The organism is Streptomyces sp. NPDC045899, assembly GCF_056431485.1.
Window position 1 is genome coordinate 31,345 of the sequence record NZ_JBWKKP010000023.1, and the last position, 19,933, is coordinate 51,277.

The 19,933-nt window shown below is 74.4% G+C and carries 6 protein-coding genes; 1 reads left to right on the forward strand and 5 read right to left on the reverse strand.

The genetic code is table 11. From position 1 onward, the window contains the following. Positions 1–245 precede the first annotated feature (245 nt). Positions 246–9,887 (forward strand): Ig-like domain repeat protein, encoded by a 9,642-nt coding sequence (locus AC07FT_RS28035; RefSeq protein ID WP_479178649.1) that lies wholly within the window; start codon positions 246–248, stop codon positions 9,885–9,887. On the opposite strand, the gene AC07FT_RS28040 is transcribed toward AC07FT_RS28035, so the two are convergent. The 5 genes from AC07FT_RS28040 to pcp form a co-directional block, all read right to left on the reverse strand. Then, positions 9,884–15,541, reverse strand: coding sequence for a hypothetical protein (locus tag AC07FT_RS28040; protein ID WP_479178650.1), 5,658 nt, complete (start codon positions 15,539–15,541; stop codon positions 9,884–9,886). The genes AC07FT_RS28035 and AC07FT_RS28040 overlap by 4 nt on opposite strands. 48 nt (positions 15,542–15,589) lie before the next feature. After that, on the reverse strand, positions 15,590–16,483 hold the full coding sequence (locus AC07FT_RS28045) for a hypothetical protein (RefSeq protein ID WP_479178652.1): 894 nt from the start codon (positions 16,481–16,483) through the stop codon (positions 15,590–15,592). Between the two features lie 73 nt (positions 16,484–16,556). Further along, complete coding sequence (locus AC07FT_RS28050; protein ID WP_479178654.1) at positions 16,557–18,089, reverse strand: hypothetical protein; 1,533 nt, start codon at positions 18,087–18,089, stop codon at positions 16,557–16,559. Between the two features lie 132 nt (positions 18,090–18,221). Continuing rightward, positions 18,222–19,283: a DUF2891 domain-containing protein gene (locus AC07FT_RS28055; protein WP_479178655.1), complete on the reverse strand. Its 1,062-nt coding sequence runs from the start codon at positions 19,281–19,283 to the stop codon at positions 18,222–18,224. After that, complete coding sequence (pcp, locus tag AC07FT_RS28060; RefSeq protein ID WP_479178656.1) at positions 19,280–19,927, reverse strand: pyroglutamyl-peptidase I; 648 nt, start codon at positions 19,925–19,927, stop codon at positions 19,280–19,282. The genes AC07FT_RS28055 and pcp overlap by 4 nt, the downstream gene beginning before the upstream one ends. Positions 19,928–19,933: the final 6 nt, after the last annotated feature.

A 19,933-nucleotide genomic window follows, 5' to 3' on the forward strand; every position in this document is an offset into this window, starting at 1 on the left:
GTGAGCCCCTGTCCGGAGTGTTGCCTTCCTCATCACCGGAATGGGTTACTGAATCCGTCCGATTCCGGTGGGCCGCCCATCCTTTCCGGAGGAGCGGAAGGCGCCTGCCCGGAGACGGAAGCATCCCCGTGATGCTGTCGCGCCCTGCCCCCTCCGCGAAGGACGTGCAGGGACCGGCCAAGGCGGCGCGCGCATGCGGGCGCCGCTTCGGCGCGGCGGGCCCCGCGAGCTGGTCTGGAGCCGTCATGCTGACGCCGTATCGCCCGTGCGGGCTCGTCATCGTCACCGATGGCGGCGGGGATTGCCTCGCCGTCGTCGACCCGGATTCCCACAGGATCGTCCACACCCTCCGGGCACCGATCCCGATCGTGGCGCGGTCGGCCCCCGACCGGCTGGTGGTCTGCACCGCGGCCGATCCGGGCGGGGTACCCGGGACGCTGGACACCACCGCCCTCCTCGGCTCCCTCCCACAGCCCCGCGCGGGCGACGGGCGGCTGCTCGCGCCCACCCGGTTCGGGGCGGACGGGGAACTGCCGGGCATCCTCCTGGAGGCGCTCTCCGGGATCTTCCCGGACCAGGGTCCGTACAGCGGCGGAACGCTGGTGACCATCATCGGACACCACTTCAGCTTCACCACCGACGTCTTCTTCGGCCCGCACCGCGCGGCCAGTTACTCCGTCCTGGACGACGAGACGATCGTGGCGGTGAGCCCCTGGGGCACCGGGGCGGTGCCGGTCACGGTCACCACCCCCGGCGGCAGCGCCGTCATCGGGACCTTCTACTACATCCCCTGGCCCCGGCTGAAGACCATCGTGCCCGACGCCGGACCGCTCGGCGGCGGCAACGTCGTCGAGCTCACCGGGGTCAACCTGAGCACCGCTCAGCTGGTGTACTTCGGTGACTCCCTGGCGTTCCCCGCCGTCGTCACCGACCAGAACCTGCTGGTGACCGCCCCGCCCGCGACCGGTCCCGGCACCGTTCCGGTCTGGGTCACCGGTGTCGGCGGGGTGAGCAACCGGCTGACCTACACCTACGCGCCGACCCCCGACGTCACCGGGGTCAGCCCCTCCACCGGGCCGATCGCGGGCGGCAGCACCATCCTGCTGACCGGCACCGGGCTCTCCCGCGTCAGCGGCGTGTTCATCGGCGGTGTCCCCGCGGTCTCCTTCCGGGCGTTCTCCGACACCCTGGTCGTGGTGGTGACCCCGCCGGGGACGCCCGGGTCCGCCGACATCACCGTGCTCACCCCCGGCGGCACCGCGACCCTCACCGGTGCCTTCGGCTACATGGCGCCGACGGAGACGGCCGTCACCTCCGCGCCCGACCCCTCGCTCGTCGGCGAACCGGTGACCTTCACCGCCACGGTCACGGGTGTCCCGCCCACCACGGGCACCCCCACCGGTACGGTCACCTTCGACTTCGGCGACGGCACCGACCCGGTCACCACGGCGCTCACCGGCGGCACGGCCACGGTCGGCCACGCCTACGACGCCCCCTCGGAGACGCCGTACACCATCACGGCCACCTACAACGGCGAGGTGCTGTTCTTCGGCTCCACCGGTACGGACACCCAGGTCGTGACGGCGGCCTCGACCACCACCACGCTGACCGGCGCCCCCGACCCCTCCCAGACCGGGCAGCCGGTCACCTTCACGGCGCGGGTCGCCCCGGTGGCGCCGGGGGCGGGAACCCCGACCGGCACGGTGAGCTTCGACTTCGGCGACGGCACCCCGGCGGTCGAACTGCCGCTGTCCGGCGGCGCCGCGACCGTGGACCACGTCTACACGAGCACCGGGGGCAGTCCGTACGCGGTCACCGCGGTCTACGGCGGCGACACCAACTTCACGGCCTCCACCGGCACCGACACCCAGACGGTGGAGCAGGCGACGACGAGCGTGGCGGTCGGGGTCTCGCCCACCCCGTCGGTGACCGGGCAGCCGGTGACCGTCACCGCCACGGTCAGCTCGCTGCCGCCCGGCGCGGGCACCCCGACCGGCACGGTCACCTTCGACTTCGGCGACGGCTCACCGCCGGTCGTGGTCACCCTCACCGGGGGCAGCGCCGAGGCCACCCACACCTTCACCGGCACGGCGGGCAGCCCGTACACCATCACCGCCGCCTACAGCGGCGACGCCGACTTCGCCGCCGCCCAGGGCACGGCCGGTGCGACGGTGGGGCAGTCCGCCTCGGCGACCACCGTGGACACGACGCCCAGCCCCTCGGTCTCGGGCGAGCCGGTGACCGTCACCGCCACGGTCGCCGCCGTACCGCCCGGAGCCGGAACGCCCACCGGCACCGTCACCTTCGACTTCGGCGACGGGACGACGCCCGAGACCGTGGCGCTGGCGGGTGGCACCGCCGCGGTCAGCCACGCCTACACCGGCACCGCGGGCAGCCCGTACGCCATCACCGCCACCTACAGCGGTGACGCCGACTTCACCGCGTCCCTGGGCACCGGCGCCCAGACCGTGCAGCCCTCCGGCACCACCACCTCCCTGACCTCCGCGCCCGACCCCTCCGCCGTGGGTGAACCGGTGACCTTCACCGCGACGGTCGCGGCCCTGGCGCCCGGGGCCGGAACACCCACCGGCACCGTCACCTTCGACTTCGGCGACGGCACCCCGATCGTCACCGCGGTGGTGGGCGGTGTCGCGGAAGCCACCCACGCCTTCAGCGCCGCCGCCGAGACCCCCTACACCGTCACCGCCACCTACAACGGGGACACCGACTTCGGCACCTCCGTGGGCACCGACCCGCAGACCGTGGAGCCCGCGGACACCACACTGTCGGTGGCCTCCTCGCCCAACCCCTCCGTGGTGGGACAGGAGACGACGTTCGTCGCGAAGATCACCCCCGGGACACCGACGGCCGTCTCCCCGACCGGACAGGTGACCTTCACCTTCAGCGACGGCGCCCCGCCGGTCACCGTCCCCGTCGAGGGCGGCACCGCGACCGTCACCCGCCCCGGCCCGGAGGTGGCGGACAGCCCGTACACGGTGACCGCGACCTACAGCGGCGACGCCAACTTCAACCCCTCGGCGGCGTCGGACACCCAGGTGGTGACCCAGGCGGTGTCCACGACGGTGGTGACCGCCGCCCCGGAGCCCTCGGTGACCGGCCAGACGGTCACCTTCGGCGCCACCGTGGCCGTGGTGCCACCGGGGGCCGGAACGCCCACCGGCACCGTCACCTTCGACTTCGGCGACGGGACGGCGCCCGAGACGGTGGCGCTGTCCGGCGGCACCGCCATCGTCACCCACGCGTACGCCAACGCGTCGCAGAACCCGTATCCGGTCACCGTCGCCTACAGCGGGGACGACAACTTCCTGGTCTCCACGGGCAGCGCGTTGCACAGCGTCGAACCGGCCGCGACCACGACCACGGTCACCGCCGCCCCGGATCCGTCGGTGACCGGTGAGACGATCACGGTCACGGTGGCCCCGAACGCGCCCGGGGCCGGACTTCCCACCGGCCGGGTCACCTTCGACTTCGGCGACGGCACCCCCGTGGTCACCGCCGAACTCGTGGCCGGCACGGCGACCGTCAACCACGCCTACACCAGCGCGAGCGGCAGCCCGTACACCATCACGGGCACGTACGAGGGCGACACCAACTTCTCCCCGTCCGAGGACACCACCTCCCACATCGTCGAACCCGCCGACACCACCACCACGGTGACCTCGTCCGCGAATCCCGCCGCGGTGGGCCAGACCGTGACGCTGATCGCCCGGGTGACACCGGTACCACCGGGCGCCGGAGCCCCCGGCGGCACGGTCGTCTTCGACTTCGGTGACGGCTCCTCCCCGGTCACCGTGCCGGTCTCGGGCGGAATCGCCACCACCACGCACGCCTACGCCTCCACCGCGGGCAGCCCCTACACCGTCACCGCCTCCTACGGCGGGGACGGCGACTTCGCCGCCTCCGCCGGAACGGTCGCGCAGCGCGTGGAAGCGGATGTGTCGAGCACCTCGACCACGGTCGTCTCCTCCCCGGACCCGTCCCTCGTCGGCCAGACGGTCACCTTCACCGCGACCGTGGCGGTGCTGCCGCCCGCCTCGGGCACCGCCACCGGCACGGTGACCTTCGACTTCGGTGACGGCAGCGCACCGGCCACCGCGCCGCTGACCGCCGGAGTCGCCACGGTCACCCACGTCTACGGCTCCACCGCGGGCAGCCCCTACACGGTCACCGCCTCCTACGGCGGGGACGGCGACTTCGCGGGCTCGGCCGGCGTCGACACCCAGACGGTGAACCCGGCCGCCTCCACCACGACCCTGACCACCGCCCCGAACCCGTCGGTGACCGGAGAACCGGTCACCTTCACCGCGACTGTGGCACCGGCCGTGATGGGCACCGGGACCCCGACCGGCACCGTCACCATCGACTTCGGTGACGGTTCGGGCCCGCTCCTGGTGGCGGTGACCGACGGAGTCGCCACCGCGGTACACGCGTACGCCGGTCCCTCGGGCAGTCCGTACACCGTCACCGCGACCTACAGCGGCGACGCCGCCTTCAGCGCCTCCACGGACACCGAGGTGCAGACGGTCGATCAGGCGGCCACTCTCACCGGCCTCTTCTCCTCGCCGAATCCGACCGTGGTCGGCGAGCCGGTGACCGTCACCGCGGCCGTGGCTCCGGTTCCCCCGGGCACCGGCACCCCGACCGGCACGGTCACCGTCGACTTCGGCGACGGCACCCCGACCGTCACCGTCGACACCGTCGGCGGTCTGGCCACGGTCACCCATCAGTACGCCACCACCGCGGGCAGCCCTTACACCATCACCGCGACCTACAACGGCTCCACCGGCTACGCCGCGTCCACGGCCACCACCACCCACGCCGTCCAGCAGAGCTCCACCAGCAGCACGGTGATCATCGGTCAGGGGCCCACCGTGGTGGGCGAGCCGGTGACCGTCACCACCACGGTCGCCACCACGCCCCCGGGCGCCGGAACCCCGACCGGCACCGTCACCGTCGACTTCGGCGACAGCACGACGCCCGTCACCGCGCCACTGGTCGGCGGGGCCCTCACCCTCAGCCACGTCTACACCACCAGCCTGGGCAGTCCGTACACCATCACCGCCGTGTACAACGGCAACGGTGACTTCGGCACCTCGGTGGCCATGGCCACCCAGACCGTGACCCAGGACGCCACCACCACCACGGTGACCGCCGCACCCCAGCCGTCCGTGGTGGGGCAACCGGTCACCTTCAGCGCCTCGGTGGCCCCTGCGGGGCCGGGCGGCGGTTCACCGACCGGCACGGTGACCTTCGACTTCGGGGACGGCAGCCTCCCGGCCGCGGTCCCGGTGGTCGCCGGGGTGGCCACCGTCGACCACACCTTCACCGGCGCGGCGGGCAGCCCGTACACGGTGACCGTCACCTACAGCGGCGACATCGACTACACGGGCTCGGCCGACACCTTCAGCCAGACCGTGAACCAGTCCTCCTCGGCCACGGCGGTGAGCCTGGCACCCACGCCCTCGGTGGCCGGCGAGGCGGTGACCGTGGTCGCGACGGTCTCGGCGGTCGCACCCGGTGCCGGCACCCCGACCGGTACCGTCACCTTCGACTTCGGCGACGGCAGCCCGTCCGTCACCGTCCCGGTCACCGCCGGGGTGGCCACCGCCTCCCACAACTGGACCGACACGCTCGGGAGCCCGTACGCCGTCACGGCTTCCTACAGCGGGGACGCCGACTTCACGGCCTCCGGCGGAGCCGCGATCCAGATCGTGAACCAGGCGGCCACCAGCACCGCCGTGACCACCGCACCCGACCCCTCGGTACCGGGCCAGCCGGTGACCGTCACCGCCACCGTCGCGGTGGTCACCCCCGGGGCCGGAACCCCCACCGGCACCGTCACCTTCGACTTCGGTGACGGCGGCGAACCCGTCACCGCGGACATCACCGGCGGCGTCGCCACGGTCGACCACGCCTGGGCGGGGACGGCGGGCAGCCCGTACACCGTGACCGCCACCTACGACGGCGACGCCGACTTCACCGCCTCCAGCGGCACCGACACCCAGACGGTGGCGCCGTCCACGACCACCACCTCCGTGCTCACCCTGCCGGATCCGTCGGTGGCGGGCCAGGAGGTCACGTTCATCGCGCGGGTGGCACCGGACGCACCGGGTGACGGATCCCCCACCGGCACGGTGACCTTCGACTTCGGGGATGGCAGCGCGCCCGTCGCCGTCCCCGTGGCCGGGGGCGAGGCGACCACCCAGCACTCCTACACCAGCGCGACGGGCAGCCCGTACTCCGTCACCGTGACCTACGGCGGGAGCGCCGACTTCACCGGCTCGGTGGGCACCGTCACGCAGACCGTCCTCCCGGCGCAGTCCACCACGGTGGTCAGCTCCACACCGGATCCGTCCGTGACGGGTGAGCCGGTGACCGTGACCGCCACCGTGTCGGCGGTCGCACCCGGCGCCGGAACCCCCACCGGCACCGTCACCTTCAGCTTCGGCGACGGCACCCCCTCCGTGGCCGTGGACGTGGTGGACGGCAGCGCCAGTATCGGCCACGTCTGGACCACCACCTCCGGGAGCCCGTACGCCATCACGGCCGTCTACGGCGGGGACACCGGGTTCACCGCGTCCAGCGGCACCGACACCCAGACCGTCGCCCCGGCCGCGACCACCACCGCGGTGACCACCTCACCCGATCCCTCGGTGTCGGGTGAACCGGTGACCGTGACGGCCACCGTCGCGCCGGTCGCACCCGGGGCCGGAACCCCCACCGGCACCGTCACCTTCACCTTCGGCGACGGCACCCCCTCCGTGGCGGTACCGCTCGCCGCGGGCCAGGCGTCCGTCAGCCACGTCTGGGCCGGCACCGCGGGCAGCCCGTACACCGTCACCGCCGACTACAACGGGGACCCCGACTTCACCGTCTCCAGCGGGACCGACGGCCACACGGTCAACCAGGCGACCACCGCCCTGATGCTGGTGTCCTCGCCCGACCCGTCCGTGGCCGGGCAGGAAGTCACCTTCACCGCCAGGGTGTCGGTGGACGCCCCGGGCGCGGGCACACCGACCGGCACCGTCACCTTCGATTTCGGCGACGGCGGTGAACCGGTCACGGCCGCGGTCTCCGCCGGAGTCGCCACCATCACCCACACCTACGCGGACGCCTCCGGCAGTCCCTACACGGCCACCGCGAACTACAGCGGGGACGCCGACTTCGCCCCGGCCACCGCGACCGACACCCACACGGTCTCGCCCGGCGCCGCCACCACCTCCACCACGGTGGTCTCCTCCCCCGACCCCTCGGTGACCGGGCAGTCGGTCGTCTTCACCGCGACCGTGGCCCCGACCCCGCCGGGCAGCGGAGTGCCCACCGGTACGGTCTCCTTCGACTTCGGCGACGGGACCGCGGTCATCACCGCGCCGCTCATCGCCGGGGTGGCGACGGTCGCCCACTCCTACACCAGCGCGACGGGCAGCCCGTACGCGGTGACCGCCCACTACAGCGGTGACGGCGACTTCAGCAGCTCCACGGGGGCGGACGCGCACACGGTGGACGCGGCGGCCACGACCACCACGCTGACCTCCGCACCGAATCCGTCGGTGACCGGCCAGCCGGTGACCCTCACCGCGACCGTGGCACCGGTCGCCCCGGGCGCGGGCGTACCCACCGGTGTCGTGACCTTCGACTTCGGCGACGGCAGCCCCACCGAGATGGCGACGGTCTTGGGTGGCGTGGCCCGGATCACCCACACGTACACGACGGCGGGCGGCCCGGTCACGGTCACCGGTACCTACAACGGGGACTCCAGCTTCACCGCGTCCAGCGGCACCGACACCCAGACCGTCGCCCCGGCCGCGACGAGCACCGCGGTGGTCTCCTCCCCCGATCCCACCGTGGCCGGACAGTCCACCACCATCACCGCCACCGTCGCGTCCGTCGCCCCCGGCGCCGGAACCCCCACCGGCACCGTCACCTTCAGCTTCGGCGACGGCACCCCGGGCGCCACCGCACCGGTGAACAACGGCCAGGCCGTGGTCTCCCACGTGTACACGGGGACCACCGGCAGCCCGTACACCATCACCGGCACCTACAACGGCGACACCAATTTCACCGGCTCCAGCGGGACCGACACCCAGACGGTCAACCGGGCAGCCACCACCACCGCCGTGGCCTCCAGCCCCGACCCCACCGTCACCGGACAGTCCACCACCATCACCGCCACCGTCGCCTCCGTCGCCCCCGGCACCGGAACCCCCACCGGCACCGTCACCTTCAGCTTCGGCGACGGCACCCCGGGCGCCACCGCCACCCTGGTGGGCGGAGTAGCGACGGTCAGCCACGCCTACGCGGGGACGTCCGGCAGCCCCTACACCCTCACGGCCACCTACAACGGGGACAACGACTTCAACGCCTCCAGCGGGACCGACACCCAGACGGTCAACCGGGCAGCCACCACCACCGCCGTGGCCTCCAGCCCCGACCCCACCGTCACCGGACAGTCCACCACCATCACCGCCACCGTCGCCTCCGTCGCCCCCGGCACCGGAACCCCCACCGGCACCGTCACCTTCAGCTTCGGCGACGGCACCCCGGGCGCCACCGCCACCCTGGTGGGCGGAGCGGCGACCGTCGGCCACGTCTACACCACCAGGACGGGAAGCCCCTTCCCCATCACCGCGACCTACAACGCGGACGCCAACTTCACGGCGTCCAGCGGCACCGACAGCCAGACCGTCAACAAGGCGGACACCGCCACCGCGGTGGTCTCCAGCCCGGATCCCTCGGCGGCGGGCCAGTCGGTGGCCTTCTCCGCGACCGTCACCCCGCTGGCGCCCGGCAACGGCACGCCGGGCGGCACGGTCACCTTCAACTTCGGCGACGGCACGGGCAGTACCACGGCGACGCTGTCCGCCGGGGTCGCGACGGTCACCCACGTCTTCAGCGGAACCTCCGGAAGCCCGTACACCGTCACCGCCTCCTACAACGGCAGTGACACCTTCAACACCTCGAGCGGCACCGACAGCCAGACCGTCAACAAGGCGTCCACCAGCACGAACGTGGTCTCCACACCGGATCCGTCGACGGCCGGGCAGTCGGTGACCATCACCGCCACCGTGGCGGCCATCGCCCCCGGCGCGGGGACGCCCACCGGCACGGTCACCTTCAGCTTCGGCGACGGCACCGGCAACGCCACGGCGACACTCGCCGGCGGGGTCGCCAGTGTCACCCACACCTACTCCACCCGGACCGGAAGTCCCTTCCCCATCACCGCCACCTACAACGGCGACACCAACTTCACGACATCCACGGGCACCGACACCCAGGCGGTCAGCAAGACCGCGACCACCACCACGGTGACCACGATCCCCGATCCGTCGGTGGCCGGACAGACGGTGACCGTACAGGCGACCGTGTCCTCCGCTTCCGGCTCGCCGACCGGGACAGTCACCTTCAGCTTCGGTGACGGCAGCGCCTCCGTCACCACGCCGGTCTCGTCCGGGGTCGCCACCGCCACCCGCGCCTACACCACCACGACCGGCAGTCCGTTCACGGTCACCGCCACCTACAACGGCAACGACAGCTTCAACACCTCCACCGGCACCGACACCCAGACCGTCAACAAGGCGTCCACCACCACGGCCGTGGTCGCCACACCCAACCCGGCGAGGGTCAACGACCCGGTGACCCTCACCGCCACGGTGGCCACCGTCCTCCCCGGTACGGGCACACCCACCGGAACCGTCACCCTGGCCATCCCGGGGCGGACCCCGCAGACCGCGACCCTGGTCAACGGTGTGGCCTCCGCGGTGTTCAACCCGCTCCCCAAGGGGACGTACACCGTCACCGCCAACTACAACGGCTCGGTCAACCAGGCGGCCTCGGCGGGAAGTGCCTCGCTGGTGGTGAACAACTAGCCCGCGGTCCGCTCCTGAGCGGTGTCGGAGACCTCGGCGGCCCCGGGCGCCGGGGTCTCCGTGTGCGCCGGGGTCTCGGCGGGCCGCTTGTACATCCGGGTGGCGGTGATCTGGCCGTGCACCTGCTCACCCTCCGGATCGCTCTGGGGCAGGCCCGGGCGCAGATGCTCCTCGACGCTGATGTACTTCAGCCCCGCCCGCAGATCCGCGTCATTGCGCAACCGGATCACCAGCGGGAACTCGGCCAGCGCCGTGGTGTCGAACAGCCCCGTGGTGTACAGCAGCTGGACGCCGAGAGCGTCGGCGACCGCCCGCTGGAGCTCCAGCAGATAGGTGGCGTTGGCCCGGCCGATGGGGTTGTCGAGGAAGAGCGTGCCCGCGTGGCGGTGCCTGTCCCGGCCGCGGTCGTTGCTGCGCAGCGCGGCCATGGTGCAGTACAGGGCGATGGCGGCGGTCAGCAGCTGGCCGCCGGAGAACACATCACCCATCTGCCCGACCGGCACCCGCTCGGCCCGCAGCACCGCGTCCGGCTTGAGGATCTCCACCGCCACCCCGCGCGGCTGGAGTGCGGCCTGCACCCCGCGCAGCAACAGGGACATACCGTCCCGGCGCAGGTCGGAGTTCTTCTTCACGGCGGAGCGGGTGGCCTCGTCGATGACCTCACCCAGCCGCTCCGTCAGCGTCGCCTGGTCGGGATCGTCGAAGCGGATCCGCAGAAACTCCTGGCCCGACCACTCACCGAGGCCCTCCGGGAGCCGGGAGAGCCGCTGGGCCGAACGCAGCGTGGCCAGGCAGGACTCCACCAACCCGCGCAGCCGGTCCACGATGCTGCCGCGGTTGCGCTCCAACTGCTCCAGCTCGTCGGTGAGGACGCGCAGCCGGGGTGCGAACGCCTCGGCCCAGGCCGCAGCGTGCTCGGGCAGGGCCGCCGCGGGCAGCTCCCGGATCTGCTGCCGGGCCGGGGTGCGGACCTGCTCGTAGCGGGTGGAGTTGGCGTGCCGGACGAGGACGTCGCTCGCCTCCCGGACCGCCGATTCGGCCTGGGAGAGGTCGGCGGCGCAGCCGCGCAGCGAGCGGCGGGCCTCGGCCGCGGCCTGGCGGGCCTCGGCGAGGTCCCCGGTGTACGGCTCGGGAGCTTCCGTCTCCTCCTCGCCCGTGCCCGGCCCGTCGCGCAGCAGGTCCCTCAGGAGCGCGGCGGTCTCGTCGAACCCGCCCGCCGCGTCCTCCGCGGCGCGGTGGGAGCGCAGCAGATCGGCGTGGACGGTACGGGCGGTGTCCAGCGCGTCGGTGCGGGCGGCCAGTTCGGTGGTGGCGGTGCGCAACAGGTCCTTGGCCCGTTCGGCGTCGGCCGGGACCATCTCCTCGGGAAGCTCGGTGTGGGCGTCGCCGTCGTCGGCGGGCGCCAGCCGCTCGGCCTCGCCGCGCAGCCGTCCCAGCTGCTCGCTCGCCGCCGAGGCGCGTGTCTCCAGCATCTGGACCAGCGATTCCGCGCGGGCCGCGGCGGCCTGCCGGGAGGGTCCGTCGGCGCCGTCGGTGCCCTCCAGGAGCTGGGCGGCGCGGGTGCGGACCTTGTTGGTGAGCCGGTCGAGGGTGGCGAGGGCGGCGCTCTCGTCGCTTTCCGCACGGGCCTGTTCGGCGCGGAGGTCGGCGCCCACACCGACCTTCTCGTACACCTGGGACGCCGCGCGGTACGCCTCGCGGAGCGCGGGCAGCGAGGCGGTGGGCAGCTCGGTGTCCTCCCCGAGGTCATCGGGCGCGCCCGCGATCTCGGCCCGCTCGACGCGCAGGGCCCGGGCGGTGCGGCGCGCGTCGTCGGCGGCGCGCTGGGCCGCGCGCCGGTCCTCGTCGGCCGCACGGGCCCGGTCCACCAGAGCGTCGGCCCGCTCCTCCGACTCGGCCGCCTCGTCGGCCAGTTCGCGCAGCCGGGTCTGCCAGGCGGCACGCTGCCGCAGCCGGTACGCCAGACCGGCCAGTGCGTCCGCCACGCGGCGGGCGCGCTGGGCCGCCTCCTGCCGCTCGTCACGGACCCGGGCCGCCTCGGTGGCGGCCTCGTCGGCCTCGGCGCGAGCCGTCCGCGTCTCCACCAGCTCCCGCTGCGCGGTGTCGGCGCTCTCCCGCGCCTCCTCGGCGGCGACCGCCAGTTCGGCGAGGCGCCCTTGCGGGCAGCCGGTGCGCCAGGAGGCGAGCCGTGCCGAGAGGGCACGGTCCCCCGCCAGCCGGGCCGCGAGGGCCCGGATCTCCTCGTCGCGGGCGGTGGCGCGGGCGCGCAGCTCACGCCGCTCGTCGTCGGCGGCGCGCTCGTCGTGCATCGCCGGGTTCGGCGGGACCAGGAACACCCCGCTGTCCCGCTCCCCCGGGGCGGGGGTGGGCGCCAGCAGCGCGGCGGCGGTGCCCACGGCCACGGCGGACCGCGGCAGCAGCGACGCCTGTCCCAGCACCTCGCGGGCGCGGGCGTGGGTGTCGGGGTCGGTGATCACCACCCCGTCCACGAGTTCGGGGCGGGCCGCGAGCACGGCGGCGTGGTCGACGGGGTCGACCGCCTGGGCGAGGTAACGCCAGCCCGGGAGCGCCGGAATGCCGTGCTCACCGAGGAATTCGACGGCGGCCAGCACATCCGGGCTGGGCGGCAGCAGCCCGCCGTCGCCGAGCGCGCCGAGGATCCGCGCGTCGTCGGCGGCGGCCGTCCGCAGCTCGAAGAGCTGCCGCTCGGCGGAGGCGACGCTCTCATCGAGCATGTCGCGCAGCGCCTCGGCGTTCCGGTCCAACTCCTCGGCGGTGAGCGGACCTTCGGGGCGCAGCGGCGGTGCGGGGGCTGTCCGCTCATGCCGTGGCCGCACGGCGGCCTCGCTGTCGTCCCCCAGCTCGGGGTCCCAGCAGTCGGGGTCGTCGGCGGAGGTCTCGGGGCTGTGCGCGGTGCCGGGACCCTCCGTGGCATCGGCATCGGCATCGGCATCGGGGCGGGGCGGCGCGGGCGGCGGCACGGAACCGGGCACGTCCTGTCCGGGCCCGTCCCCGGCATCGGCCGACACCCGTCCCGTGGGCCGCGAATCGGCGGCCACCGCACGGCGGCGACGCCGGTCGCCCTCGCCGTCCCCGATCCGGACGGTCACCCGCCCGGGAGGAAGGGAGTCCGCGGCCAGGGTGCGGCCGCCGCCTTCGTCGGCGGATCCGGCATCCGCGCCCAGCGGACCGTCGTCTTCGGGGCTTCCGGCCGCCGGGGCGCGCTCGCCGCCGACGTCCCGCGCCTTCGCCGCGGCACGGCCCGGAGCCCAGGGCTCCTCCGGCACCACGGGATCGCCGCCGAACCGGTGCGCCGCCCCGGCGTCAGCGTCGGGGCCGCTGTCCCGGGGATCCCCGGGGGCGCCCGACGGGACGCCGTCCGGAGTGCTTCCTCCGGCCGGGGCGAGGCCCGGAGCGGGCGAGTCCACCGGCACCAGGTGGTCGCCGCTCTCCGGACCTTCGTGGTCGGCGGCGGGCTGTTCGTCCCGGTTCCGGGTACGGGCCGTCGGTTCGTCGTCCGCGTCGTCCGCGTAGGCGTGGTCGTCCGCCGGATCGGGCTGGAGCCCCGACGGGCAGGCGGGGGTGTCGGCGCGGAAGGCCGCGGGGAGCCGGTCGAGGCCCAGCATGTCGTCCGCGTCGGGATCGTCGTCGACCGGGACCGTGATCCACCCGGACCGGCCCGGGTCGGCGGGCAGCGGACGACCGCCCGCGCCGGGGTCCGTGAGGCGCACCGTCACGGACGTCCGTCCGTCCGAACGGGCCGCCGACGGGCCTCGGGTGCCACGGGGGGCGGGGACGGCGGCCGACGGCTGGGGCAGCCCCAGCAGTTCGACCAGGCGCGGTTCGGCGCCGAGCGCCCCGGCCGTACGCCGCTCCCCCTCGTACGCGGACTCCGCGGCCCGGGCCGCGTCCGCCGCGCGCGCGGCGGCCAGTTCGGTGCGGGCCTGGTCGCCGGCGGCCGTGGCGGCCTGGTCGGCGGTGCGGCGGGCCGTCTCCCGGGCGGAGTCCCAGGCGGCGGCCGCGGTCTTCTCCGCGTCGCTCGCGGCGAGCGCCGCGCGGGCCGGGTCGGCGTCCGGGGCCGAGTCGTCGAGCCATCCGGCGCGCACGGCCTCGGCGGTCTCCTGCTCGACCTCGGTGAGCCGCTGCCGCAGGTGCTCGGCCTCGCTGCGGGCGCGCTGGGCGGCGGTGGCGGCGGCGGTCGCGTCCCGGTGGGCGGACTCGCCGGTCTCCTGGAGGGCGGCGGAGCGCTCCTCCTCCTCGTTGGCCACCCGTTCGCCGTCCCCGGCCGCCGCGTGCAGCGCGCGGACCAGATCGGCGGCGGCCTTGGCGCGGGCGGCGAGGGCGGGCGCGGCGTCCCGCTCGGCCTCGCGGATGGCGGCGGCGACGCGCGCGGAGCGGTCGGCGGCGGCGCGGTGGCGCAGTACGGTCTCGGCGGCCTGCCAGGCGGAGTGCAGGGTGCGGGCGTCGTTCAGCTCACGGCGCTGCGCGGCGGCGCCCTTCTCGGCGGCGGCGAGCGCCAGCGAGGCGTGACGGTAGGCGAGTTCGGCGGCGACGAGGCCGCTGCGGCCTCGCGCCGTCTCGGCCCCGGTGACCGCGTGCGCGGCGGAGGCCACCTGCTGGGCCAGTTCGGCGGCGCGGCCGCGCTCCTCGGCGCCGCGCGCGGAGAGCCGCCGGGCGAGCGTACGGGTGCGGCGCTCGGCGCCCGCGTGCACACCGCGCGCCTGCTCCCGGCGGCCGGCCGCCTCGGCGATCCGCGACAGCAGGTCCAGCGATCCGGCGGTGAAGTCCCGTTCGGCGGTGAGCTCGGCGCGGCGGCCCAGCTTGTGCGCGAAACCGTGGACGAGGTCGGCGAGTCCGTCGGTGTCACGGGTGTCGGTGACGGCACGGAGCAGCAGATCGGTGAAGTCGGAGTCGTTCTTGACGGCGAAGAGTCCGGCCGCCTCGCCCTCGTCGGCGTTCATCTCCCGCTGGTAGCGGAAGAGTTCGGGGTCCAGGCCGAGGTCGCCGAGGTGTTCGTTCCAGCGCTCGTGGATCTCCACCCAGACCACATCGAGGTGCGGATACGCCTTGCCCGCCTCCGTGAGCGCGTCGCGGAACCCCTTCATGGTGCGACGGCGGCCGCGGGCGGTGGAGGCGCCCTCGGCGGCGGGCCGCACCGCGGCGGACTCGGCGACGGGGAGCGAGTCCAGGCTGAGCCCGGGGCCGGGGCGGAAGGAGTACCACGCCTCGGCGAACTTGCGCGGGTCGTTGGAGACCTGGCGGCCGCGCCACTCGCTGACCTTGCCGACCACGACGGTCTCGCCGGTGACGGTGTGCTGCCACTCCAGGGCGACATGGCCGCAGTCGTCGGCGAGCAGGAACTTGCGCAGCACACCGGAGCTGGCGCCGCCGAGGGTGTTGCGGTGGCCCGGCAGCATCACCGAGAAGATCAGCTTCAGCAGGACGGACTTGCCGCCGCCGTTCTCCAGGAAGAGCACGCCCGCGGGCGCCGGGCGCCGCGGCGGGCCGACCGGTTCGTCCTCGAAGAACTCCGCCTGGGTGGGCGCGGGGCTGGGCACCGGCTCGCCGACTCCGCGCAGGTCCAGCACGGTGTCGGCGTAACGCGCACCGGCCGGCCCGATGGAGTAGAGGCGGACCCGGGACAGCTCGTACATGGCGGCAGGACTCTCGTTGGGGTCAGGGGGCGGGTGGTGTCGGAAACGTCAGGAGTGGAACGGCAGACCGGCGTCGGCGACGAGGTCGAGGTCGTCGGTGTCGTCGGGCGGCAGCAGGGTGGCGCTGCCGTCGCCGACGGGAACGATGCCCAGCTCCAGCAGTTCGGTCATGGCGGCACCGGCCGCCATGTCGCGCACCTGGAGCTGGTAGCGGGGGGTGGTGCGGTACGCGCCCCCCGCGTCGTCCCCGGTGCGCTGGAGGAAGCCGGAGTCGACGAGGAAGGCGACGGCCTTGCCGATGATGCCGGTGGTCGAACCGGCCAGTCTGCGGGCGTCCTTGGTGGCGCCGGTGGCGCTGCGCCGCGCGTACACCCGCCAGGCGGCCTCGAGACCGGGGGCGTCGGTGGCCGGGTCGGTGTTGTCGCCCTGTTCCTCGGCCCGCTCCTCGAGGCGGCGGCACGCCTGGCGGACGAAGGCGTCCACCCCGTTGACGGTGACCCGGCCGATGTAGCCGTCGTCGGCGAGGTCCTCGGGACGGGGGAAGGCGAGGGCCGCGACGGCGAGATGGGCGAGGCCGTGCAGGAAGCGGTCGGCGGAGTCGGTGCTCGCGCGGCGGGCATAGTCGCCCATGCGGACGGCGAAGACCGAGTCCTCGGCGGCGGTGACCGCCATCCCCGCGCGGGTGGACACCTCCAGCACGATCAGGCCGAGCCCGGCCGCGACGGCGTCGGTGAGCCGGGCGAAGGCCGGTTCGTCACGGTGGCGGCGGAGCAGTTCGGCGTACTCGACGTCACGCGCGGGCAGCAGCTTGGGCTGGAGCCCGAAGGCCACCAGCCGCGCGGCGTCGGCCGCGTCGGCGGGGGTGACCCCGCCCGGCGCGCCACCGGAGGCCGGTGCGGGCTCCGGCTGCGCCGCCTCGTCGAGGGCGTCGTACTCGGTCACGGGTGAAGCTCCTTGCGCGGGGCGTACTCACGGTTGACGAAGGGGCCGGTGGCCGGTCGGGCGGCGCGCGGCATCACGCCACCTCCGCCCGGTCCGCGGCCATTCCGGCGGCGTCCAGCAGGGCGGTGCCCACGATGAGGTCGGCGCCGCCGAACTCCGGGTCGTCGAGTTCGGTGCCGTCGTCGACGGCGAAGAGGAGACGCTGTTCGCCCTGGCGGTAGGCGGTGCCGACCGGGGGGCTCGCGGCGTGCACGGCCAGCAGGGCGATGAGGTACGGCAGGTCGGCGTCCCGGCGGCGGGCGTCGGCGAGCAGGCCCGAGAGACGGCGGGGGGCGTCCGCGGGGAGCTCCAGCAGCTCCATGGCCATGGCGAGCTGTTCCTCGCTGAACCGGCTGTCGTCAGGGGTGGCGATCAGATCGGGCTCGGGCATCTCCGCGCCCAGGTGCTCCCGCTCGGCGGGCGGGGTGAGCAGCATCTCCGCCAGGTCGCCCATCCGCACCGAGGTCGGGGTGCGCAGGCCCGTGCCGCGGGCGAAGAAGGCGTCGGTGACCCGGCCCGCGCGCTCGACGGGGAGCGGCAGCAGCGGGGCCAGCAGCTGTCCGTACAGGTCGAGTCCGGAGCGCGCGGCGGGGGCGGCGAACGCCTGGCGGTCCTGCTCGGCGCGGAACAGCGGCCCGGCCTCCAGCAGCCGGGACTGAAGCTGGGTGTGCCGCCGGATGCAGTCCTTGACGATGTCGACCAGCTCGGCGGCGCGCCGCTTGTGCTCGGCGCCCTCGGCCTCGTCGCGCGCCTTGCGGATGTTGGTGAGGATCGCGTTCTCGTGGCGGTAGCGGTCGGCGACGTGGTCGAGCGCCTCGGTGATCATCTCGGGGACGGTGCTCAGCCAGTCGACCGCCCGGACGTTGCGCCGGGTGGCGTCGAGGGTCCGGCGCAGGGTCTCGGAGTACTGGACGGTGCGGTAGCGGGCCTGCTCGGCGGCGAGTTGGGCGTCGGCGAGACGGCCGCGGCTGATCAGCACTTCCAGTTTGACCTCGGCGGCGATCTGGGCGCTGGTGACGTCCGTGTCGAGGGCGCCGACCAGGACGTTGACGGCTTCGTCGGTGGTGCGCAGATAGACGGTGCCGCCGGGGCCCGGTACCTCCTCGATCAGTTTGAAGTCGTAGTCACGCCGGACATAGGCGCCATCGGCCCCGAACGTGCCGTAGACCGCGCGGAAGCCGCGGTCCACACTGCCGACATTGATGAGGTTCTCCAGCACCCAGCGGGCGACGCGCTCGTGCTCGGCGGCGGAGCGCCCGGGGGCCTGGGCGGCGACGCGGGGCAGCAGCCTGGCCACTATCTGGTCGTGGTCGGCCCCGGTGTCGAAGTCCATGTTGAGCGTGACCAGGTCGATGGCGGCGAGGGCGACCTCGGCCATCGCGTACACCCCGTACTCCCCCGCCAGGTTGGCCTTGCGCGTGTCGAGGTCGTGCAGCGGCGCGGTGCACGCGAGCGCGCGCAGCCGCCGGGCCAGGCCCTCGTCGGCGGCCGGGCCCGGGGCCGGGCGGGCGGGCCCGGCATGGCCGTTGAGCTGGGGCGCAGCCGCCCCGGGGGGTGGAGATGTCACGTCGCACAGAGTAGGCCGTCGCACCGACAACGGACGAAACGGCACGGAGATCCCGCTATGACACGGAGATCGCCGATGGGTACCGGGGTACGCGCAGGCGTCCCGGCGCGGCTCCCGTGCCGCACCGGCCCGTCAGTCTACGGCCCCGTGCCCGGGTGGTCCGTCCATGGCGAGCGCCGCGAAGGTGGCGAGCCAGTGGTCACCGGTGAAGTCGCCGGAGGCGGTGCGCGCCAGCCCCGCGGCGAGGTGGTTCTCCGCGGCGGCCGTCAGCAGCGGCACCCGTGCGTCACCGGGCGGCAGGGCGGCCGACAGCCTGCGCAGACCGGCGGCCCGGCTGAGGGAGAGCCCGATGAGATGACCGATCTGCGGGTCGCCGGGGTCGGAGACGACGGGTGGGGCGAGGAGCGTGACGGCCGGGCGTTCGAGTCCGGGCAGGAAGCGCGTCAGCCAGGGCCCGAACTCCTCGCGCGGCAGCACCCGGCACACCGCCTCCGCCTCGGTGAGCGCCGGCGACAGGAAGTCCTGGCCGGAGGGTTCCCAGTGGACGGGCGCGTCGTGGTCGTCGGCGAACCAGTCGAGCACCGCCCCGGCGACGGGTCCGGTCAGCGCGGGGCGGCCCGCGGGGGACGCGCTGTCCAGGACGAGGCCGAGGGCGAAGGCGCTGTTGGTGTGGGTGCCGTGGCGGACCGGATAGGTGGCCCGGACCAGCCACCCGCGCAGCAGTTCCTCGACCGCTTCGGCCGCGGGTTCCAGGGCAGCCGCCCAGCGGCCGCCCGCGGTACCGCCCAGCGCACGGCATTCGGCCGTCAGCGCCAGCAGCCAGGCCCAGCCGTACGGGCGCTCGAAGGAGGGGTTGACGCGCAGATAACCGGCCTCCGCGGTGAGCGCGCCGTGGGTGAGGTGGCGGTCCAGCACCTCGGTGATCGCGACGCCGGGCACCCGGTCGGGGCAGCGGCGCAGCAGCCGGACCAGCAGCCAGTGCATATGGACCGCGGAGTGCCAGTCGTAGGAGCCGTAGAAGGCGGGGTGATGGGTGCGCGGCGACACCAGGTCCTCGGGGCCGCGCAGCAGATGAGCGGGGGCGTTGGGGTAGGCCCGGGTGACGTTGGCGAGCGCGACGGTGGCGAACCGCGGTGCGCACTGCCGGAATTCATCCGATATAGCACTATCCGCTGTGGGGTCTTCCGCACTCAATGGGTGGCTCCTCCGGTGATGCGCAGATCCGCCCCGGTGGTGCGCGCGGCCGCGGTGACGATCGCGCGCAGCGCCTCGGCCGCCGTGGCGACGGGCAGCGACGGCTGGTCGCGGTCCACGACCTGTGCGGGGGCGTACGGGAGGTGGACGAAGCCGCCGCGGGTCGCCGGACGCCGGGTGGCGATCAGATGCGCGAGCCCGTAGAAGACGTGGTTGCACACGAAGGTGCCCGCGGTCTGGGACACGGCGGCCGGGATCCCGGCCGCGCGGACGGCGGCGACACACGCCTTGACCGGCAGTGGCGCGAAATACGCGGCCGGGCCGTCCGCCACCACCGGTTCGTCGACCGGCTGCCGCCCCGCGTTGTCGGGTATGCGGGCGTCGTCGACGTTGATCGCGACGCGTTCGACGGTGACCTGGGCGCGGCCGCCCGCCTGTCCCACGCACACCACGAGATCGGGGTCGGCCGCCGCCACGGCCGCGCCCAGCTCCTCGAGCGCGGTGCCGAAGACACAGCTCAGCCGGACGGCCGTGACGTCGCAACCGGGCGGCGGGTCGGCCGCGACGAGGGCGGCCGCCTCCCACGACGGATTGGTCCCCTCGCCCCCGAAGGGTTCGAAACCGGTGAGCAGCACCCGGGTCATGACGGA